This window comes from Methanobrevibacter gottschalkii DSM 11977, assembly GCF_003814835.1.
Lineage (GTDB): Archaea > Methanobacteriota > Methanobacteria > Methanobacteriales > Methanobacteriaceae > Methanocatella > Methanocatella gottschalkii.
In genome coordinates this window covers 91,342-111,840 of the sequence record NZ_RKRG01000003.1, presented here as the reverse complement: position 1 = coordinate 111,840, position 20,499 = coordinate 91,342, and the positions used below count along the sequence as shown (strand labels likewise).

Genomic DNA, 20,499 nt, shown 5'->3' with positions numbered 1-20,499 from the left:
TAATCCCATAAACATAAATTATTTAATAGTTTTAGTTTCTGCATTTCCACCTGAAATTTCGGCCATTTTTGCAGAAAACTTATCTTGAAGACCACCCGGCATTTCAATAATACCAATCCATGAGCCATCTTGTTGCCATTCTTCATTAATAATTTCACCAAATCCATGAATAATGGAATAAGCACTTCCAGCAGATGCTCCAGGTAATCTAACAGCAACTTTAACTCTTTCAAATCTAATTGGAATAAGTGGTTTGATAGCTTTAAGAGCAGTTTGTACTTGCTGGTCAACAGAAGTGAAAGGATCAAATTTAACTCGGGCCTCATCACATGCATTTTCAATTCTCTGGACAGGATGAGGTAAACCATTTTGAGGATTAACTGCTTCCTTAGCAATTTTATTAATAACTAATTTTCTTTTGTCTTCTTGCATTTTCCTTTTTTGGTCAGCAGTTAATTGTACAGTCCCTTTTTCAAGTATAATTTTAGAAACTTCAATAGGATCAGTAGTTTCAAATATTTTATTCATAGCTTCATCAGAAGCTTTATCCCCTTTTTTGGAGTCTTTAAAAATTTCTTCAACAGCTAAAAGATCTTCAATGGCAACATCTGGGCCATCAGGATTTCTAAAATCAGCTGCTAAATCAGGGTCAACCAATATCTCAAAATGTTCACCACAGTATTCATATTTAGCGATAATAGCTTCATCAATATTTACCATTAAAGTATCCCCTAACTAATTATTAAGAAAAGTATTATTCTTCATCTTCTTGAGAATCAGCAGACTCTTCTTCCTCTTCTTCAACAAGTACTTCATCAATGTATTTCTGTACTTCATCTTGAGAAAGTTTTACATATTTTTCGCCATCGACTTTAATAACGGCTATTTCTACATTATTAGATACAGTATCATGATCAGTAGCTTCATTAATAGCAGTTAATGCTAATTCAATAGCTTCATCTAATGTTAAATCATCTTCGTATTTTTCTTCAAAGATTTCCATAGCTGCAGATCTGCCTGAACCAATAGCTGTAGCTTTGTATTCAATTAATGCTCCGCTTGGGTCAGTTTCGAATAATTTACATACACCATCATATACTCCACCAATGATTAAAGCAGAACCAAATGGTCTTACTCCACCATTTTGAGTGTATAATTGTAACATGTCACATAATTTTTTAGATAAGCTAGTTACGCGAATAGGTTCACTATAAGTTATTTTATTTATTTGTGCTTCAACTCTTGCTCTTTCAACTAAAGCTCTTGCATCAGCAACAAGACCTGAAGTAGCTGCTCCAATGTGATCATCAATTTTGAATATTTTTTCAATAGATGATGCTTCAACTAATTTAGAAGTAGTTCTTTTATCAACAGCTAAAACAATACCTTCAGAACTTTTTACACCTATAGATGTAGTTCCTCTTTTAACAGCTTCTCTTGCATATTCTACTTGGAAAAGTCTTCCATCTGGGCTAAATACAGTAATTGCTCTATCATATCCAGCATTTTGTAAAGGTTGCATTTTTATACCTCACATTTTAATAAATATTTTATAAATTTTAAGTTCAACTACATAAAAAAATAAAACCAAATCTCCATGAAAAGGTAAATTTTAATTTTAACTTCCCAGTTGTAGAAAATTAAAATATTTTTATTCTTTTTCCATAAATCCATTTGATATTTATATCAATAAATTATTTATATAGTTTTCTATTTTAAAATAACAAAAAGTAACTAAATGTATTTTCCAGATGATTTTATAGTACCCGACAATCCAATAGTAGTAATTGAAATCATATTATTACCATATCTATTGGTCAAAGCAAAAGAAGACCTTACTTCATCAACATAATCCCGTTGACATCTGATAATTGATCTATACCTATAATAATCATCACGTTTTTCAATTTCAAAGAATTTCATAACCCATAAATTAAAATTAGCAGTGTTAAGTTCCCCCTGAAAACGGATACATGCATCCCAGACAATTGCAACTAAATCATCTTTTGTAATTTGACAGGTAACCTTAACATCTACAGTAAGATACCTATTATTTTTCCTAAGTGTAGGTGGCAATACCTTAAGTTTCATCTGTAACCCTCATAACACCCTTCAAAATTAAATTTTCCCTATTCTTATTGTATTTTAAAATATTATCTGCTGTTTTAAAGGATTTATTAATTTCTGCATCTGTTAAACCGGTTTGTTTAAAAAAAGTAATAAAATCATGAGTAGTTCTAATATCAAATACAGATTCCGCTCTTGAAGACAGCACCAAAGGAAAGTCAAATTTTCTATACAATGTATAAATATCTTTAAAATTAGAAAGAATTTTTGATCTATAAGACAAATAGCTTTTCAATACATCCTTAAAACATAACTCGACTGCTACATTATTCTTTTCTGCTTCCTTTGCAAGTACATGATTTAAACCACAATCATATCTTCTAAGATATGGTCTTGATAAAACATCTATTTTTATATTTTCTAATGTGGCTCTATTGACCTTTAAATCACCGCCAACAACGGAGATACATGAGGACCTATTCCTAAATTTATTAACAGACTTCCGAATATCATTAATGTTTGACGATTTGATTTCTAAAGTATAATCAAAGTCAATGATATCTCCCAATGCCTTATTCAACTCATCTTTAAAATTTAATGCATTTAAAAAGTTGTTTGCATTATATGAAAAATTAATATGATTCCAACCATAAAAAGAAGCTTCTTTAGCTAATTTGATATTATTTTCTAATGTACTCCCTTTAATATTCAGATCAAAAAACATAATACTTATTTATAATTTTATCAATTAAATAATTTTTGAGGATGGGCCACAATGATTTCATGTTTAATAATAAGGATATTTAAATTTAGACAAAATTTTAATTTTATGGTTATGACACATCCCCTTTTAAAAAAAAGAGGTGTAAAATATTACTGATACCTGTAAAAATGAACTTCCCAACTTACAGTTTCATAATAATCAATAGTAAATGTCTCAGAAGAGCTGGAAGTATAGATAAATGAATCAGATTTAGTCTTAACAGCACTATGAGAACCCCAATCTACTCCACCAGACTCACCATTAGATCCGGAAACTGTTAAATAATTAGTAGCATAATTTTTAATAGGATATGCAGAAAATTCCACTTTTATTTTACCTTCAGGTACCGTAATTGTTTTAGAACCTGAACCTGAACCTGAATAACTTCCAATCGGCTCCCATGATTTAGAGTTAGTTGTCTGAGATGATGTCACCTGAGTTTTGACATCCCCACCATTATCGGAATCTTGAATATTTGCAGAGTTACTTTCCTGAGAAGAAACTGTATTATTTGGAATCTCACTATCATGACTATTAAAATTATTGTTCAATACAAAAAATCCAATAGTTCCAACAAGAATTATTATAATAGCAATTAATGCAATTATGATAAGTTTAGAGTTCCCTCCGGTAGGTTCGGGACTTTCATTTAGTGGTTTACCACAACTTGTACAAAATTTAGCACTTTTCTTATTCTCAATACCACAATACTTACATTTCATATAAATCAAGTACACACAAATTATTTGATATAATTTTTAAAGTTATACATTAATAAATTAATTGAAATATGAACAATAATTAAATTAGTGTATAATATGTTATAAAATTTTTTATAGTACGAAAATAAAATACTAAAATATGGGAAATGAAAAAGACGAACTTTTGAAATTAACTTCATATGTTCAAATTTCTAAATATAGAGAAAAAACACTCAAATCCATTGGTGATGATGTAAAAATACCCACTAACATCGCAAAAGATAGTGGAATTAGAACTAATCATATTTCAAAGGTTCTAAGTGAATTAAAAAGCAAAGAAATTGTTGAATGTATAAATGAAGAAGCTCGTAAAGGAAGATTATACAGATTAACAGATACTGGAAAGGACGTATTAGAAACTATTAAAGTAAAAGAGGAAAAAGAAAATAAGGATTAATTTAAATCAATCCCCTCTTTAATATTTTTTAACTCACATATAACATTTGGATTTGAAGCTTCCTTAAAAACATCATACAAAATTTTCAATAACATCCTATTTTTATCATTTAAATTAAAACACTCATCAGTTTCCATTAATATTGAATCATAACTCGGACTTTTTAAATCCATTTTATATTGTAATTTTATTTCCTGTCTTAAATCATTTCCAATATATTTTTCCAGATAAATGATTATTTCATTTGCAAATGAATTACCGAACATTTCCATGGTTTTTATAGAATCTTCATCAAAAGATGTGTTTTTTACCAATAGATTAAAAGAACCATAATTCTGATATCCATATGGAATGAATCTGCCTTCAACAGTATGTGCACAGTATTCATTCATGATTTTAAATTCAGGAATCATTAAAAAATACCATATGAAGCTTTGTAATGTTGTTGATGTTTTTACATTAAATATATCACACAATAAGGATTCAATAATACTGAATATTAAATAATGTGCTAATTCATGAATAATAGTTGCAATTTGAACAGATTCGTCTAATCTATCATCATAATAAATATAATTGCCTAAAAATATAAATCCTCTTTCATAGCCTCTTGATTTAGGTTTACATTGCGTGAAAATACTAGCTAAGTTTAGAATTTTATCTTTTATGGTATTGCCATGAATTTCTGTAAAATCTGCTCTTAAAAAAATATTTCTTAATAAATCATTATATTTTTCATCACTTATTTTAGCATTTAATAAACAATTTTCATTAAATTCACTAAATAATATATCGAAATCATTAATAGAAATTGGATTGATTTGCCCATTACAATTAGCACAGAAATTCGCATAATCCTCATTAATTGAACCACAATAAGGACAGACATGCTCAAAAATAAATTTATTGCCACAATGAGTACAGTAATTATTATCTTTAAAATTTAAAGTTCCGCAAACATCACATTTTTTCAAACAATCACTACCTAAATATACTTTTAAGACTCTTTACTGTATTGTTAATAGAATTCCTTATAATCATCCTATTTTTAATATTTTTGCCACAATTAGGGCAGAACTCTGTATTCCAGTCAAGAATTTCCCCACATGAACAAAGGATTTTTGAGTTAATTAATCTTTTAGGATTTAATGGCCTTTCACAATTTTGACAAAATTTAGCCGAAATAGGATTTTTATGTCCACAAACACAAACAATAAGAGAATTCTCTTTTTTTAAGTTTAATCCACATTCAATACAAAAAGAAGAGTTAATATCATTTAAAGTAGAACAAACACATAATAATGCCATGTCAGATAAATGACCATAATTTATCAACGGCAATCCGCAGTTTCTACAGAATTGAGAAGATTCTTCGTTTTCTTCACCGCAAAAGCAGAAAACAGAATTCTTAAATTCCAAATTAAAATTACTGTAATTATTACTTTTGTATATTTTAGTTTCATGTTCATGCAGCTGTTTTCCACACATTTCACAAAAGGAATTCTCTTTAGAGTTAACAGCACCGCATTCACATAAAACATTATCCAAATTAAATTTTGGTTTGGATCTGTTTTTTAAAAATCTAGCTAGTTTACTATGGAATCTTTTTGCACCACACATATAACAAAATTCATTGGTTACATCATTTAGGTATCCGCAATGACATATATCATATTTGAAATCATCCCGATTACTCATAATATATGGAGAAAAATCAATTGAAAAATTAAAAAATCCAATATCATGTACCGGTGGTGTAAAAACATAAGATTCGTCATTTTCTGTGTAAATTGTTTTACATCCGCATCCGGGACAATATGGATTATTTGGAAGAATCCTATGGCCGCATTTTTTACAATAATTCTCTAAAGTCATGTTATATCTTAGTTTTTAGATAAGGATTGGATTTCTCCAATAACTTTTGATAAAACTTCTTCCCCTAATCCCTCAATATATTTGATGGATCCGGCACATTCATGACCTCCTCCATCAATACCTGCTTGAGGCACTGAATCCATCATTTTAGATACAATTTCATTTACATTAAATCCATATTGTTCATTAACAGCATCAGTAGCTCTGAACACTCCAAAATCAGGACCATGCCCTAATGTTACAATAGGTTTATCTTCACCTAACTCCTGTTTTACATTATCATGGACAAAACCGCAAGTTTTACCTGGAGCAGGGAATGTAAACTTATGTGCATATTTTTCAACATCAATGAGATTAAAGTAAATTCCGTTTTCAAATTGAGTTCTTTTAATATTCGGAAGTGTTGCTTTAAGTTGAGTGTCAACTCTTTTTTGATATTCCTTATATAATGCATCAATCATCTTTTCATGTTTATCAATATTATCAACAGCAAGAATTGTATCCATTATTCCTCGGCCATTCATAAATCTTAAGAAAAATGCTTCAAAGTCAACACATTCTGCAATTTTAGCTAAATGTTCTCTTTCAAAACCTTTCTGATTAGCAATTTCCAAATATTGGTCAGCCTCGCTGCATTCAGCCTTATCTCCTAATGCTGCAACAGCCGGCAGATGTTTGATTACTTCTTTTACATCCGGATTAATTAAGTGTGCAACTTCTGTTGCAAGAGCTCCTGCAGTAAGCTGTGAATCTCCACCAACCAAATAAGGATTTACATGACAGTCAACATATTCATCAACTGCAACTGTAGCTCCATATATTTTTCCATCTTGAATATTTTTAGTAAGTAATTCACCGGGAGAATGATGGTCAATAACAACAACTTCGATATCATAAATTTTGGCTTGCATCAAAGCAACAATATCCTCTTCAGTTGATCCATTATCTAAAAGAACAATTAATGGCAATTTTTGACCATGCCTTTCTTGATCCTCCAGTGCAAAAGATAAATCTTTAACAACATCCTCAAGTTCATAAAATGGAGCTTTACTAGGAGATCTTTTGAAATAATAATATTGAGCATCATTGCTAGGATTTACTTTCTCTATTAATGGAATAATAGCTTTTTCCATTGCAACACCTGAACAAATACCATCTGCATCATTATGGTGTCTGAGTAAAATTGTCCTACCATCAAGTATTGCTCTTCTGATTTTTTGTGCAGCTTCCCTCATCTTAGGTTTAAGTCTGTTTAAAATATCACTTTCAACTAAGAAATCAACATGTTGTGGTTCAGCTTTCTTGTTTAATGCATCGTCAATTAATTTATGTAATTTTGCAGTATTTTCTTCGTTGAGTTTTACCATTGAAGATGACTCAATTTGTGTCTTTCCACCATGTTCATTAACTTCACCGACAACTTGCACTGCATCACCCAGTTCGATTTCCGGATATGATCTCTCACCTGCTTTATCAAACGCTGCAATTTCACTAGAACCAGTTTCATCACTAATTATGAATATAGTTGGACCGGAAGTTTGTTGGATCTGTTGAACCTCCCCATCAATTCTAACCATCCTACCTTTTTTCTCTTCGAGTTTACCTATTAAAGTCCTTGGGAATGTTTTAGTTAATTTTTTAATATTATAAGATTCAACATGAGCTGGAGCTAAGTCTATTTTTCTTTCTCTAGATTTAATTGCAGTAACATATACAATTACATCATCTCCAACATTATAACCAAAGTTGTCACCCCTCATAAGTCCCCAAACATTATTGTTTAGAGTAACAAAAGCACCATATTTTTCAACCCTTGTAATTCTTCCTTTGTATAATTTGTCTTTGTCAATATCACTCATTTTACATAATGAATCTAAGATGTAAACATCACGGGCCGCACTTCTACGAGCTTCAAATTTATCGTGCTTAGCTTTTTCCAATTTTCTTTTCTCCTCGCACTCAGCACATAAATCATGTTGATCTCCAATTGATTTCCCGCAATCTCTACATACATTAATCTGACCAGTTCCATGACAATGAGAACATTCTTCAAAAACTTCGATTTGACCTTTTCCATTGCATGCTTCACATGGAATATCTTCTTCTCCGCCTAAGTCAAATTTCGCTTTTGCATTACTGTTTACACCTTTAAAATGATTACCAATATTAAAAGCATCATCTTCATAGCCAGTTCCACCACAGGCTTTACATTCTTTATAGTCCACAACTACTGAACCAATTCCTTTACATTTTGGACACTTTGTTTTCAACTTTAAAAACTCCTTGGTCATATAACAAAATTTTGTTGTTTGAATAAATTTGAATTATTTTTTACTATTGAATTACGTTCATGCTGGTACTCTGTAGCCTCATACATTAGATCATTAGCTTTTGAAGCATAATTCGTACCTGTGTAATTTGAATTGATTTTAAAACAGTCAATAGCTTCTTTTAGATTATTGACAGCATTAATTTTTAATTCCAATTCTTTAATAACAGTGCCAATATATTCTTCTTGAACTTCATTTATATCAGAAGAAAAATTATTTCGTATACCATTTAATTTAATTAAACTATTATTATAGTTATTCTCTGCAGATACTGCTTTAGTCTTTGCTTCATCAAAACTTTTATCATTGACTAATTGAACAGCTTCATTATACTCTTTATCCCCGTTAACAATAGAATCACTAACACCAGGCATGGTTCTATTAATACTATCCATTGAACTATCAATAAAGAAAATAGCTGCAGAAATAAATAATAAAACTAAAATAAAAATTATTAATTTACTATAACTAGACACAATATTTAGTATATAAAAAGATATTATTAAAATTTTTCATGAAAATATAAATCAAAAAAATCAAGCAATTTTAAAAAATAAAAAGAGAAGTTTAAAAATAATTTTTAAACTTATTCACTGGACCAAAGTCCGTGTAAATTACAGAATGCATATGCTACAGCATCAGCAGATTTGTCTGCACCAATAGTGAAAGTTGCTTCTGCAACATCCCCTGGTTTGAAGCATTTTGCATATAATTCAGAACCAATTTCAACAGCAACAAATTGGATATAATGATCATCATCCATAGGATGAGCAACTTCTCCAACTTTTACAGTTAATTTGTCTCCGTCAACTTCAACAACAGGTTTGTGTTTAGGAGCTTTGTCTCCTTCGGTTTGTACAGGAATTTCAAGTAAATCTGGACTGCAGACTTCTCCTTCACCTTTAACAAACATACCTAAAATACTTCCACATTTATCACATTTTACAAAATTTGCCATATATAAACATCTCCAATAAAAATATTCTGTTTATTATATTTATATCATAACATATATATTCTTATTGATTGTTTTCATAATAGTTTTCGATAGCAGCTTGAAGACCATCAGCAGCAAGGTTTGAACAGTGCATTTTAACTGGTGGAAGCCCATCCAATTCTTCTGCAACATCATTTCTTGAGATTTTTAATGCTTCCTCTAATGTTTTTCCAACAGCAATTTCAGTAATCATACTACTTGTTGCAATTGCTGCACCGCAACCAAATGTTTGGAATGAAATATCTTTAATAATGTTATCTTCAACTTTAATATAAATTGTCATTAAGTCTCCACATGTCGGGTTTCCAACAGTTCCAACCCCATTTGCATCTTCCATTTTCCTACTATTTCTTGGATTTGCGAAATGATCCATTACTTTTTCTGAATAATCCATATTAACACCTTTTACAATTATCATTTTTTCTACACATTACACCATCATAATCAATTTCCTGATTCCAGAGTGGTGACATTTCTCTTAATCTTGCAACTGATTCGGCAACAGTATTAACAAAATCATCTACATCAAATTCTTCACTTTCAGGAGCAAGGGATATTCTAAGTGATCCATGTACATCAACAGGATCCAATCCTAATGCTGTTAAAACTGGGGATGCTTCTAATGTATTAGAAGAACATGCAGATCCAGTTGAAGCCTGATAACCTTTTGCATCAAGCAGTAAAATTAAAGATTCACCTTCAATAGCTTTAAATCTGAAATTAAGTAGATTCGGCAATCTTTTTTCTGCATCACCATTTAAATAAGCTTCAGGAATAGTATTTAATATTTTATCAGAGATTTCATTTCTGATTGATGTTAACTTTTCATAGTGTTCATCAAGTTGATCTGCTGCTAATTCACATGCTTTTCCAAATCCAACAATTCCAGGGACATTTTCAGTACCGGAGCGAATTCCTTTTTCCTGACCTCCACCATGAATTAACGGTTCTAAACGAGTTCCTTTTTTGATATATAATGCTCCGACACCTTTTGGTCCATTGATTTTATGAGAAGATAAAGCAAGCAAATCCACATTTAATTTTTCAACATCAACTTCAATTTTACCGAAAGTTTGAACTGCATCGGTATGAAAATTAATTCCTTTTTCACGAGCAACCTTACCGATTTCTTCAATTGGCTGTATGGTGCCGAGTTCATTATTACCATGCATGACACTAATTAAAATAGTTTCATCAGTAATAGCTTCCTTCAAGTCGTCAATTTTAATAATGCCATTTTCATAAACCGGCAGATAAGTGACTTTAAAATCCAAAGACTCCAAGAATTGTAAAGTCCTTTTGACAGCAGGATGTTCGATTTCAGTTGTGATTATATGTTTACCTTTTTTTGCTAATTTAAAAACAATCCCTTTAATTGCCAAATTATCTGACTCTGATCCACCACTGGTGAAATAGATTTCCTCAGGCTTTGCATTAATGGCATTCGCCACTCTTTGACGAGCTTGATCTAACGCTTTTTTAGATTCACGACCAAGTTTATAAAGAGTTGAAGGATTTCCAAACTCTTCTCTGAAATATGGTTTCATTTCTTCAAAAACTTCTTTGCTAACTTGTGTAGTAGCTGAGTTGTCTAAATACATACTTTATCTCCCAATATATTTATAAATTAAATTTTATCTTATGATATCAGTCAATACAATCTAAAGCTTGACTTAAATCTTCAATTAAATCATCAGCATCTTCCAAACCAATAGAAAGCCTAATAAAATCAGGTGTTACACCTGTTGCTTCCTGTTCCTCAGGAGTTAATTGCTGGTGTGTTGTACTTGCAGGATGTATTGCAAGACTTTTTGCATCACCAATGTTTGCAAGTATGGAGAACAATTTTAAGTTTTCAATGACCTTTTTACCTGCTTCCTCTCCACCTTTAACACCAAATCCTAAGATACCTGCAAAATGATTTTTTAAGTATTTTTTATTATTTTCATAAGTTGCATGAGATTCCAATCCAGGATAATTTACCCAGTTAACTTTAGGATGTGATTCTAAAAATTTAGCTACTTTGAGTGCATTTTCAGAATGTCTTTTTACACGTACATCTAAACTTTCAAGTCCCTGTAAGAAAATGAAGCTATGTACCGGTGCTTGAGTTGCTCCCAGATCTCTTAAAAGTCTTGCCCTTGCTCTTACAGTAAATGCAATGTTTCCCAATTCTGGAACATCACCAAATGCATCCCAAAATACTAATCCATGATAACTTGGATCTGCTTTTGTGAAATTATCGAACTTGCCATTACCCCAGTTAAATTTACCGGAGTCAACAATATATCCTCCAACAGCAGTTCCATGACCGCCAACATATTTAGTTGCAGAAGCAGCAATTACATCAGCTCCGTGTAATAATGGCCTAACTAATCCAACACCCACCGTGTTATCCACAATCAATGGAATATCATGAGAATGTGCAATTTCTGCTAATGCTTCAAAGTCAGGTACATCTAATTTTGGATTACCAATAGATTCCACATAAATTGCTTTTGTTTTTTCATCAATTGCATCTTCGAAAGCTTGCAAATCCTGTGAATTTACAAATTTGACTTCACGTGCTAAATCTTTGAAAGTATAGTTAAATAATTGGTAAGTACCGCCGTAAAGGTTGTCGGCAGAAACAATGTTGTCTCCAGGACCAGTTACATTTAAAATTGCATATGAAATTGCTGCAAGACCACTTGATGTTGAAAGACCTGAATTACCACCTTCAATAGCAGCTATTCTTGCTTCAAATACATCGCTGGTAGGATTAGTAAGTCTGGAATAAATTTGACCAAACTCTTGAAGGGCGAATCTCCTAGCAGCTTCACTTGCATCTTTAAATACATATGAAGTTGTCTGATAAATAGGAACTGCTTGAGCCCCAGTTGCAGGATCTGGTTGTTGACCTGCACGTACACCTAATGTTGCTAAACCATAATCTTTATTATTCATTAATCATCACCTTTATAATCTAATTTTCATAAATATGTCACGTGTTATATTTATTATATAACAATAGTTATTTTTAGTATATAAAAGTTTTGGTTTACCTAAATTAAAGGATTCCAAAATAATTATAACCATTGTTATATACATATAACATGTGTTATTAGAATATATAAATGTTTTTATTAACCTAAAAAATAGAAGTGAAAATAATATACAATTAATAATCTGTTAAAATAACACAAATCATTAAAAATAATCCATTAAGAACTTTTCACAATCAATTTCATAAAGTCTACTACAATAATCCAAAAACAAATCTTTAGGCAAATGTATACCATTATTTACCATAGCAATCCATAATGAATTTGCAGTATCTTCTGAAATAATCTCTTTTTCAAAAGATTTGGATAAAATCAGGACACCTAATAATAATTTCCATATCCGAACTTTCAACATTATTTCTCTAATCTAAACAAATCCTTTTTTAAATTTCCAAAATTTGTTTTAACGATAATATGTCTTCAAATGATTTCATTATAAACTTGATCAGTGAAAATTAGATAAATATTGAATTAAAAAAATGCAAGCGAAGAATTAAAACTGTAGAAATAATGATTAATAATTACATGAATTAAAAAACCAACAAATTAAAATTATAAAATAACCATTTATACTATCAAATAGGAGTTATTAAAATAAATACAAGCATTATAGTAAATTAAAGAAAGATATATGCAGTACAGGTATATCAGTCAGATATTGGAAAAATCATGATAAAAAAGAAAAGAGAAAAATTAATTCTCTTAATCATTTATTTCATAACCTAATTTTTGCAGCTCATCTCTAATTTTATCAGATAAATCATACTGTTTGCTTGCCCTTAACTCTGATCTGACTTCAGAAATTACATTAAGCAAATCATCCAATCCAGCATTTACTTCTTCAGCTTCAAAGCTAACACCAAAAATATGGGATGCATCATCTAAAAATGATTTAATAGCTCTCTTATCTTCACTAGAAAATTCAGATAATTCTTTTTTAGTATCATTTATTAATCCAAAAATAGCTGCAATAGCTTTTGGAGTGTTAAAGTCATCATCCATACTATTAAAAAATTCTTCCATGTGAGGAGCTAAAACATCACATTCATATTTATTTTCATCAACTTCAACATCTAAAAGTTCATAGTATTTTCTAATTCTATCTAAGCTTTTTTCAGATTGGTGAAGTGACTCTTTTGAAAAATCAATGGGACTCCTATAATGAGTTGAAAGTACGAAGAATCTGAAAGTATCTGGTTCATAATCTTCAAGTAATTCACGTATGGTAATGAAGTTATTTAATGATTTTGACATTTTTTCGCCATTAACATTTAAAAATCCGGTGTGTAACCAGAATTTTACCATTGGAGCTTTTCCGCTTACTGCTTCCATTTGAGTAATTTCAGCTTCGTGATGTGGGAAAATCAAATCTAATCCTCCACCATGCGCATCATATTGAGAGCCAAAGTAATATTCAGTGATTGCAGTATCTTCAATATGCCATCCAGGTCTTCCTTCACCCCATGGAGATGGCCAAGTTGGTTCATCTACATCAATACGTTTTTTCCAAAGTGCAAAATCTTGAGGATTCTTTTTAGTAGTTTCTACAATATCTCTGTGTGATTCTAATTCTTCAACGTTTCTGTTTGAAAGTTTACCAAATTCAGGGAATTTATCAATTTCAAAGTAAACCCCATCTTCAGTTTCATAAGCAAATCCCTTATCAATTAATCTTTGTATTTGATCCAATATTTCATCAACATGATCAGTTGCTCTTGCAAATAAATTAACACCATTGACATTTAATTTGTGCATGTCTTCAATGTATCTTTTTTCGAATTTACGAGCTAGGATGCTTGCTGGAATTCCACTTTCTTTTGATCTGTTAATGATTTTATCATCAATATCTGTAATATTTTGAATATAAAATACTGCATAACCCTTGTATTCCAAATATCTTTTTATTGTATCAAAAGAAATGTATGTTCTTCCATGACCAATATGAGCATCATCATAAACAGTTGGACCGCATACAAATAAGTTAACCCTATTTTTATTAATAGTTACAAAATTCTCCTTACTACGAGTTAAAGTTGAATAGACATCCATAAAAAATAACCTCAAAAATAGTACTTAAAAAAGGCAAGTGAGGGATTTGAACCCCCGTATTATGGTCTGCAGCCACACACCTAAGCCACTCGGTAAACTTGCCATTAAAATTAAAGTATAATAAAGTATTAGTAATTGACTGTATAAATACTTTACTATTTTTTACCTGATTTCCCTAATTTACTTCAGAACCCAAACAAGATTGACAATCTTCACCAAGCTCAGACTTGTCAATATTAAGCTGATCTAAAACGTCAGATAATTTAACATGATTACAAATTTTACATGTTGTTGAAATCAAATCAGCTTTAGTAGCTTCACCTACAGACAATTGGCGAGCAAAATTTTTAATCATGTCCCTAACATTATCATCTAGTTTAATTCCACTGCCACGTTTGTCAGTAATATATTGGGATACAGCTGGCTGAGTAATATCCATAAGTTCTGAAACATCTTTTTGTTTCATTCCTAAATTCAATAATTCTTTCGCTAATTCTGATCTAATAGCAGGTATTACATACCAGACTACAATTTCACAAGGCGGTTTCATACAATCACTCCTCTCTTTTAAATAAATCTTCTAGGGTTTCTTGTTCATCCCTAATATCATCAGTTAAACAGATTTCATTTTTGTCAAACAAAATTTTAATATGCTCATCATTTTCTTGAAGATGCTTATTAATAGTAATAATCGCATCTGCAACAGGGTCTGGAAGTTTATTGTGATCTAAATCAACTTTTTCATGAGGTACGCCTTTACGTTTCACAATACGACCAGGAACACCGACACAAGTAGATTCAGGAGGAACATCCTTTAAAACAACAGCACCAGTACCAATTTTAGAATATTCCCCAATAGTAATATTGCCCATTACTTTAGCACCAGCACCAATAATAACTCCTTTTTCAACAGTAGGATGTCTTTTAGTTTTTTCCGTACTGGTTCCACCAAGAATTACTCCCTGATAAATCAATACATCATCACCTACAATTGCTGTTTCTCCAACAACAACACCCATACCATGATCAATGAACACCCGTTTACCAAATGTTGCACCAGGGTGAATTTCAATGCCCGTTATAAATCTAGCTAAATTAGAATTCATACGAGCGAGAAGTTTTAAAGAACGATTCCAAAGCCAATGACTAATCCTATGCATCAATAAAGCATAAAATCCAGGGTAACATAAGAAAATTTCTAATGTTGACCTTGCCGCCGGATCCTTTTCCTTAATAGCTTTAATCTCAGCCCTCAAATTATTAAACATCGGCAAACCTCAAATATAAATTAATACATCTAATTATATAACATATGGTATATAAAGGTTATCTTATTCAAATAACCATTCTACAGAGAGATATCTTTCACCATTATCCGGTAAGATAGCAATAATTCTTTTACCTTTATTTTCTTTACGCATAGCCAATTGTAAAGCAGCCCAAGTAGCAGCTCCTGAAGAAATACCTGCAAAGATACCTTCTTCTTTAGCAAGAGCAATTAAAGTTTTTCCTGCTTCATCACTAGGTACTGGAATAATCTCATCAATAACATCTGAATCATAAATTGACGGAACAAATCCTGCACCAATTCCCTGGATCTTATGAGGTCCTTTTGCACCCTTGGCCAATGTTTGTGATTCTTCAGGTTCCACAGCGACAATCTTAACATCAGGAAGAACTTCTTTTAATGCTTTACCAATGCCGGTAACAGTACCTCCAGTACCTACCCCTGCAACAACATAATCAACATTTCCTTCAGTATCTCTTAAAATTTCCTGGCCAGTTGTTTTGTAGTGTATGGCCACATTAGCTTCATTATCAAATTGACCTAAAATAACTGAGTTGGGATTTTCTCTGTGTAATTCTTCTGCCTTTGCAATAGCTCCATCCATACCTTCCGAACCTGGAGTCAATACAATTTCAGCACCATAGATAGCTAAAAGCTTTCTTCTTTCAACAGACATGGTTTCAGGCATAGTCAATATTACATTATAACCTTTTGCAGCGGCGGCAAAACCTATTCCAATACCAGTATTTCCACTAGTTGGTTCAATAATTACAGAATCATCTTTAAGCAATCCTTTTTCCTCTGCATCTTCAATCATTGCAACAGCAACACGATCCTTTACACTGCCTGTTGGGTTGAATGCTTCCATCTTTACATCAATTTCTGCATCCAAATCCTTAGTCAAATTGTTCAATTTTATGATTGGTGTGTTTCCAATCGCATCAACAACACTGTCAAGTACTCCTCTTTTTAATTCTGGAACATTTACCATATTTTATTCACCTAATAAATTATTTGTTTTTAATGGTATATTAAAAGGGTTATCTTAAAAGTTATATAACTATTGTTATAATAACTATTGATATATAACACTGTTTTATCATATAAATGTTTTGGAAAAATTTAGTGATGCCTAAAAAACAGTTTTAAAATAAAAAAAAGAAAAAAATCAAATATTTTCCTTAAAATAATCGCAAATTTCACTACAAGGACAAATCTCACATTGAGGAGACATTGGCTTGCAGATATTTTGACCAAACTGCACCATCAAATCATTTAACTTGATCCACAAATCTTTAGGAGCAATTTTAGTAAGTTCAACTTCAGTATCTTCAGGATTTTTAGTATCAACCAAACCCAATCTATTTGAAATTCTATGAACATGAGTATCAACCGGAATTGCAGGAAGTTCAAAAGCAAAAACCATTACACAATTAGCAGTTTTTCTACCCACACCAGGAAGTTTTATCATTTCTTCAACAGTATTTGGAACTTCACCACCATACTGGTCAATTAAAATTTGTGAAACCTCCTGAATTCTTGCGGCCTTTACATTATAAAATCCCGCAGGCCTGATCAATTCCTTTACATCATCAATCGGTGCCTCTGCAACTTCATAAATATCTTTATATTTAGAAAATAGATTATTAGTAGCCTGATCTGTGTTTTCATCACGAGTTCTCTGAGAGAGAATAGTTCTAATTAACACCTGATAGGGATCATGATTCTGAAATGTCCTTATCTCAAAAGTATTGTCCAAACATTCAACTAATCTAATTATCCTTTCTTCCTTATTCATCATACCAACTCCAATTCAAATCCAAGTTTCGCCATTGTTTCTATGAAATCAGGGAATGAAACATCAAATATTTCCCCATTTGTAATTTTAATGTCATGTTTAAGGCCAATTAGGGAAAAAGCCATTGCGAGCCTGTGGTCTCCATGAGAATCAACAACACCTGATGATACACCACCAGTTATGCTCATCCCATCTTCATGTTCCTCCAAGCAACATCCAAGTTTTTCCAGCTCCCTGCAAGTAGTATCAATTCTATCCGTTTCCTTTACTCTTGCATGAGCAACACCTGTAATATTTGTTGTTCCTTCGGCCATTGCCGCCAGAACTGCAACAGTAATCAATAAATCAGGAGCATTGGATAAATCAACATCAATCGCCTTTAAATTACCCTTTGATGTAATTTCAACATAATCATCACCACGTACAATGGTTGCACCCATTCTTTGAAGAATATCTAAAATAAATTTATCACCTTGTTTTGATGTCCTGAATAAATTTTTAACTCTGGCACTGCCACCATTAATGGCAATCAATGCAAGCAAATAAGATGCAGAGGAATAATCTCCTTCAACAGTATAATCACAAGCAATATACTCCTGTTTTTTGATTTTAAATTCATCAATTCTGCAGCTTTGGTGTTCCTGATTACAAGAATCATGCTTTAAATAATAAGCCTTAACTGATCTAATGCCGAATTTTCTCATGATGTCCCAAGTCATATAAACATAAGGTTTTGACTTAAATTCGGGCAGCACATATAGATTAACACCACATTTAGACAATGGTGCAGATATTAAAATTGATGAGATGAACTGTGAGCTAACATTACCCATGATATTAGTTTCACCACCAAGATAACCCGGTTTAATCAATATTGGTGCTTTATCATCACCATTCAATGATTCGGTTTCGACTCCCAATGGTTTTAAAGCATCCATCAAAAGACCCATCGGTCTTGTCTTAAGAGATTCATCACCGGTTAAAATAACTTCATTATCACTTAATGCAGATACAGATGTCATCAATCTGAGAGTAGTTCCTGAATTTGCAAGGTCAATTGGCCCATCACAGGAATTATGAAGCCTGCCATTAGTTCCTATAACTTCCAAATAACCATCTTTCTTATTAATTTGAGCACCCAATGCCTTACACACTCTAATAGATGCTAAAGTATCTTCAGAAAATAGCATATCATAAAGTTTAGAGGTGCCTTTAGCTAATGAAGCTAATATAACTGCCCTGTGAGAATAACTTTTAGATGGAGGTGCCTTAACCTCACCACCAATATTTGAAATATTTTTTACCTTAAGAATCATTTTATCGACCAAAAAGATATTAAACTTATTAATTTAACTCATAACTTTACTAATATAAAATTTAAACAAGATACTTAATTAAATTTTTGGAAATATATTCAAAACAGTTAACCAAAAAAATTAATTAGTTCAATGAAAAAGTTGATTATAGTTAATTACCAAACTTCTGTTATAAATGTTTCGAGTCAATTGTCATAAATTTTTGTTTCTAAAGTCAGTCCGTTATAGTTAATTCTTTTAGAAATTCCTTGATTGCAGGTAATAATATTCTATTTTTCTTTTTATTTATATTCCTATTTTTTTTATTGGATTTGAGTGTGGAGAGTACGGTTCAAGGTATATTAATGCAATATATAATGGAAAAAACATTTTCACATGATATAATTTTACTGGAAAATTAAATTTGAATAGTATTAAATAATTAGAAAATAATATTAACTAAATGAAATAAATCATTAATAAAATTCAAAAAGGTGATTATATGGGATTACTCGATAAAGTAGTAGGTCATGCAGAAGTAGGTGGAGACACCCAAATTGTAGAAGAATATCTCGCTCCAGGTGAAGAAATTATCCAATCATTCCATTTCCTAAGAGATGCAGTTATATTGACTAATTATGGAATATATGACATTGATGTACAGGGATTAAGTGGTAAAAAAGTGCAAGTTAAATTTTATCCTAAAAAAACAATTAAAACAATTTCGTTTGAAAGTGCAGGCTCTTTTGATTTTGATGTTGATATCAAAATCGGAGTAAGTAACAATCCAGTTGTTTTAATGGAAGGCGGAGCAATGAATATGCCAATCTCATTCAAAGTTCCAAAAGCACAAGCTGAAGAAGCAAAACAAATCATACACTTAGTAAAAGAACATTACTTATTATAAGCTATTAGCTTATATTCATTTTTTTAATAATATACAGCATATAAATTATCTTCAAGATTATTGTATTCTTATTAGACAGTATCATTTTAAAAAAGTAGAATAAAAACCAATTTTTCATAGATTTAATGAAATTATAAATAAAAACAGTACCATGACTAAGATTAAAATAAGATTATTTGGTATTGTTAGAAATTTAGGTTTACTGGATTTATGTGTTCATTTTTATCCGGAACTGAATCAAAAAACAACAGAATGTAAAAAAATAGGTGATATTATACATAATAGAAATATTAAAATAAAGTTTGAATCCATTTAGCAAAAGCACCAGTGAAATTTCCTTCAATAGCTGCTGCAATAACAAATAAAACAAAAGACAGAATCAATAAAATGATTGAATGTTTAATGATAACTTTATGCATATCCAATATCTCTTTTAAACTCAAATCATCCCTTTTGACAAATGTTTTGAGATATTTGAATATGAATTTGAATAAAAGAATTCCTGCAACAGATGAGAAAATTAATGCAGGAATCTCAAAAATTCCATGAGGAAGAATTAAAGCCAAAAACATTATCCCATTGTAAACTGGATCTGCGGACATGTATGCTCCACCTACAGCACCAAGGATAATTCCATTTAATATTAACGAAAAAACTGCCATTAAAGCAAAAAATACTGATAGAACATATGTAAGTAGGGATGCTCTGATATTATTAATGAATATTTCAAATCCTAAATTACTATTAGGATCATTAACAAACTCTCTAACCATCTTTTCAAAAATTGGTGATATTTCTTTATAAATAATGTCTTGAAAAATAAAGCCTACCGCAACAGATATGATAAAAATAACTGACATAAGCAATATTAATTTCTTATTTTCAGAAACTGCTTCTTGAACATGTACTAGATATCTCATATTATCTA

At 31.0% G+C, this 20,499-nt stretch carries 23 protein-coding genes and 1 tRNA gene; 2 read left to right on the top strand and 22 right to left on the bottom strand.

Annotated features, from left to right (window positions below):
- Window positions 1–18 precede the first annotated feature (18 nt).
- The 5 genes from EDC42_RS07370 to EDC42_RS07350 all read right to left on the bottom strand — a co-directional run bounded on the left by EDC42_RS07370 (window position 19) and on the right by EDC42_RS07350 (window position 3,552).
- Window positions 19–720, bottom strand: coding sequence for a ribosome assembly factor SBDS (locus tag EDC42_RS07370; protein WP_069573115.1), 702 nt, complete (start codon window positions 718–720; stop codon window positions 19–21).
- Between the two features lie 34 nt (window positions 721–754).
- Window positions 755–1,522 carry an archaeal proteasome endopeptidase complex subunit alpha gene (psmA, locus tag EDC42_RS07365; RefSeq protein WP_069573109.1) on the bottom strand — a complete coding sequence of 256 codons (768 nt, stop codon included), beginning with the start codon at window positions 1,520–1,522 and terminating at the stop codon, window positions 755–757.
- 212 nt (window positions 1,523–1,734) lie between these two features.
- On the bottom strand, window positions 1,735–2,091 hold the full coding sequence (locus EDC42_RS07360) for an Rpp14/Pop5 family protein (RefSeq protein WP_069573104.1): 357 nt from the start codon (window positions 2,089–2,091) through the stop codon (window positions 1,735–1,737).
- Window positions 2,081–2,791, bottom strand: a complete 711-nt coding sequence (rnp3, locus tag EDC42_RS07355; RefSeq protein WP_069573098.1) for a ribonuclease P protein component 3 — start codon at window positions 2,789–2,791, stop codon at window positions 2,081–2,083. Before rnp3 ends, EDC42_RS07360 begins: the two co-directional genes overlap by 11 nt.
- Window positions 2,792–2,940: 149 nt before the next feature.
- Window positions 2,941–3,552, bottom strand: coding sequence for a zinc ribbon domain-containing protein (locus EDC42_RS07350; protein ID WP_069573311.1), 612 nt, complete (start codon window positions 3,550–3,552; stop codon window positions 2,941–2,943).
- Between the two features lie 139 nt (window positions 3,553–3,691).
- Here EDC42_RS07350 and EDC42_RS07345 point away from each other — a divergent pair, with 139 nt between their 5' ends.
- Window positions 3,692–3,988, top strand: a complete 297-nt coding sequence (locus EDC42_RS07345) for a transcriptional regulator (RefSeq protein ID WP_069573094.1) — start codon at window positions 3,692–3,694, stop codon at window positions 3,986–3,988.
- Here the strand turns inward: EDC42_RS07345 and EDC42_RS07340 are convergent.
- From EDC42_RS07340 to aroA, 16 genes are all read right to left on the bottom strand, one after another.
- Complete coding sequence (locus tag EDC42_RS07340; RefSeq protein ID WP_069573088.1) at window positions 3,985–4,962, bottom strand: zinc ribbon domain-containing protein; 978 nt, start codon at window positions 4,960–4,962, stop codon at window positions 3,985–3,987. The genes EDC42_RS07345 and EDC42_RS07340 overlap by 4 nt on opposite strands.
- Before the next feature lie 7 nt (window positions 4,963–4,969).
- Complete coding sequence (locus tag EDC42_RS07335; RefSeq protein ID WP_069573086.1) at window positions 4,970–5,863, bottom strand: zinc ribbon domain-containing protein; 894 nt, start codon at window positions 5,861–5,863, stop codon at window positions 4,970–4,972.
- Between the two features lie 8 nt (window positions 5,864–5,871).
- Window positions 5,872–8,133, bottom strand: a complete 2,262-nt coding sequence (locus EDC42_RS07330) for a DHH family phosphoesterase (RefSeq protein WP_069573084.1) — start codon at window positions 8,131–8,133, stop codon at window positions 5,872–5,874.
- Window positions 8,134–8,150: 17 nt separating this feature from the next.
- On the bottom strand, window positions 8,151–8,588 hold the full coding sequence (locus tag EDC42_RS07325) for a hypothetical protein (RefSeq protein WP_083234818.1): 438 nt from the start codon (window positions 8,586–8,588) through the stop codon (window positions 8,151–8,153).
- 191 nt (window positions 8,589–8,779) lie between these two features.
- Window positions 8,780–9,151 (bottom strand): desulfoferrodoxin family protein, encoded by a 372-nt coding sequence (locus EDC42_RS07320; protein WP_069573082.1) that lies wholly within the window; start codon window positions 9,149–9,151, stop codon window positions 8,780–8,782.
- A 61-nt stretch (window positions 9,152–9,212) separates the two neighbouring features.
- Window positions 9,213–9,584, bottom strand: a complete 372-nt coding sequence (nifU, locus tag EDC42_RS07315) for a Fe-S cluster assembly scaffold protein NifU (protein WP_069573297.1) — start codon at window positions 9,582–9,584, stop codon at window positions 9,213–9,215.
- Between the two features lies 1 nt (window position 9,585).
- Complete coding sequence (gene nifS, locus EDC42_RS07310) at window positions 9,586–10,791, bottom strand: cysteine desulfurase NifS (protein WP_069573077.1); 1,206 nt, start codon at window positions 10,789–10,791, stop codon at window positions 9,586–9,588.
- A 46-nt stretch (window positions 10,792–10,837) separates the two neighbouring features.
- Entirely contained in the window at window positions 10,838–12,136 is a 1,299-nt protein-coding gene (locus tag EDC42_RS07305; protein ID WP_069573071.1) for an O-acetylhomoserine aminocarboxypropyltransferase/cysteine synthase family protein, read from the bottom strand.
- Between the two features lie 243 nt (window positions 12,137–12,379).
- Window positions 12,380–12,589, bottom strand: coding sequence for a hypothetical protein (locus EDC42_RS07300; RefSeq protein WP_069573068.1), 210 nt, complete (start codon window positions 12,587–12,589; stop codon window positions 12,380–12,382).
- 347 nt (window positions 12,590–12,936) lie between these two features.
- Window positions 12,937–14,283, bottom strand: coding sequence for a cysteine--tRNA ligase (gene cysS, locus EDC42_RS07295; RefSeq protein WP_069573063.1), 1,347 nt, complete (start codon window positions 14,281–14,283; stop codon window positions 12,937–12,939).
- A gap of 31 nt (window positions 14,284–14,314) precedes the next feature.
- Window positions 14,315–14,386, bottom strand: a tRNA-Cys gene (locus EDC42_RS07290).
- Window positions 14,387–14,458: 72 nt separating this feature from the next.
- Window positions 14,459–14,833 carry a transcriptional regulator gene (locus tag EDC42_RS07285; RefSeq protein ID WP_069573061.1) on the bottom strand — a complete coding sequence of 125 codons (375 nt, stop codon included), beginning with the start codon at window positions 14,831–14,833 and terminating at the stop codon, window positions 14,459–14,461.
- A gap of 4 nt (window positions 14,834–14,837) precedes the next feature.
- Window positions 14,838–15,551, bottom strand: coding sequence for a serine O-acetyltransferase (gene cysE, locus EDC42_RS07280; RefSeq protein ID WP_069573060.1), 714 nt, complete (start codon window positions 15,549–15,551; stop codon window positions 14,838–14,840).
- Between the two features lie 63 nt (window positions 15,552–15,614).
- Window positions 15,615–16,562 (bottom strand): cysteine synthase A, encoded by a 948-nt coding sequence (gene cysK, locus EDC42_RS07275; RefSeq protein ID WP_069573058.1) that lies wholly within the window; start codon window positions 16,560–16,562, stop codon window positions 15,615–15,617.
- 177 nt (window positions 16,563–16,739) lie between these two features.
- A complete protein-coding gene (nth, locus tag EDC42_RS07270) occupies window positions 16,740–17,369 on the bottom strand; it encodes an endonuclease III (protein WP_069573292.1) in 630 nt (209 codons plus the stop codon).
- The gene (gene aroA, locus EDC42_RS07265) at window positions 17,369–18,685 is read right to left on the bottom strand and encodes a 3-phosphoshikimate 1-carboxyvinyltransferase (protein WP_069573056.1); all 1,317 of its coding nucleotides are present in this window, start codon (window positions 18,683–18,685) and stop codon (window positions 17,369–17,371) included. Before aroA ends, nth begins: the two co-directional genes overlap by 1 nt.
- 481 nt (window positions 18,686–19,166) lie before the next feature.
- Here aroA and EDC42_RS07260 point away from each other — a divergent pair, with 481 nt between their 5' ends.
- Window positions 19,167–19,571: a PH domain-containing protein gene (locus tag EDC42_RS07260; RefSeq protein ID WP_069573054.1), complete on the top strand. Its 405-nt coding sequence runs from the start codon at window positions 19,167–19,169 to the stop codon at window positions 19,569–19,571.
- A gap of 290 nt (window positions 19,572–19,861) precedes the next feature.
- Here the strand turns inward: EDC42_RS07260 and EDC42_RS07255 are convergent, their stop codons facing one another.
- A complete protein-coding gene (locus EDC42_RS07255) occupies window positions 19,862–20,491 on the bottom strand; it encodes a stage II sporulation protein M (RefSeq protein WP_069573052.1) in 630 nt (209 codons plus the stop codon).
- Window positions 20,492–20,499: the final 8 nt, after the last annotated feature.

Bases quoted from the DNA above. Each gene is read 5' to 3' on its own strand.
- nth (WP_069573292.1), bottom strand. From the start codon at position 17,369: ATGAATAAGGAAGAAAGGATAATTAGATTAGTTGAATGTTTGGACAAT.
- EDC42_RS07285 (WP_069573061.1), bottom strand. From the start codon at position 14,833: ATGAAACCGCCTTGTGAAATTGTAGTCTGGTATGTAATACCTGCTATT.
- EDC42_RS07370 (WP_069573115.1), bottom strand. From the start codon at position 720: ATGGTAAATATTGATGAAGCTATTATCGCTAAATATGAATACTGTGGT.
- EDC42_RS07300 (WP_069573068.1), bottom strand. From the start codon at position 12,589: ATGTTGAAAGTTCGGATATGGAAATTATTATTAGGTGTCCTGATTTTA.
- rnp3 (WP_069573098.1), bottom strand. From the start codon at position 2,791: ATGTTTTTTGATCTGAATATTAAAGGGAGTACATTAGAAAATAATATC.
- EDC42_RS07360 (WP_069573104.1), bottom strand. From the start codon at position 2,091: ATGAAACTTAAGGTATTGCCACCTACACTTAGGAAAAATAATAGGTAT.
- nifU (WP_069573297.1), bottom strand. From the start codon at position 9,584: ATGGATTATTCAGAAAAAGTAATGGATCATTTCGCAAATCCAAGAAAT.
- EDC42_RS07260 (WP_069573054.1), top strand. From the start codon at position 19,167: ATGGGATTACTCGATAAAGTAGTAGGTCATGCAGAAGTAGGTGGAGAC.
- EDC42_RS07305 (WP_069573071.1), bottom strand. From the start codon at position 12,136: ATGAATAATAAAGATTATGGTTTAGCAACATTAGGTGTACGTGCAGGT.
- nifS (WP_069573077.1), bottom strand. From the start codon at position 10,791: ATGTATTTAGACAACTCAGCTACTACACAAGTTAGCAAAGAAGTTTTT.
- EDC42_RS07345 (WP_069573094.1), top strand. From the start codon at position 3,692: ATGGGAAATGAAAAAGACGAACTTTTGAAATTAACTTCATATGTTCAA.
- EDC42_RS07255 (WP_069573052.1), bottom strand. From the start codon at position 20,491: ATGAGATATCTAGTACATGTTCAAGAAGCAGTTTCTGAAAATAAGAAA.
- EDC42_RS07335 (WP_069573086.1), bottom strand. From the start codon at position 5,863: ATGACTTTAGAGAATTATTGTAAAAAATGCGGCCATAGGATTCTTCCA.
- cysE (WP_069573060.1), bottom strand. From the start codon at position 15,551: ATGTTTAATAATTTGAGGGCTGAGATTAAAGCTATTAAGGAAAAGGAT.
- EDC42_RS07325 (WP_083234818.1), bottom strand. From the start codon at position 8,588: ATGGATAGTATTAATAGAACCATGCCTGGTGTTAGTGATTCTATTGTT.
- EDC42_RS07350 (WP_069573311.1), bottom strand. From the start codon at position 3,552: ATGAAATGTAAGTATTGTGGTATTGAGAATAAGAAAAGTGCTAAATTT.
- cysS (WP_069573063.1), bottom strand. From the start codon at position 14,283: ATGGATGTCTATTCAACTTTAACTCGTAGTAAGGAGAATTTTGTAACT.
- psmA (WP_069573109.1), bottom strand. From the start codon at position 1,522: ATGCAACCTTTACAAAATGCTGGATATGATAGAGCAATTACTGTATTT.
- cysK (WP_069573058.1), bottom strand. From the start codon at position 16,562: ATGGTAAATGTTCCAGAATTAAAAAGAGGAGTACTTGACAGTGTTGTT.
- aroA (WP_069573056.1), bottom strand. From the start codon at position 18,685: ATGATTCTTAAGGTAAAAAATATTTCAAATATTGGTGGTGAGGTTAAG.
- EDC42_RS07320 (WP_069573082.1), bottom strand. From the start codon at position 9,151: ATGGCAAATTTTGTAAAATGTGATAAATGTGGAAGTATTTTAGGTATG.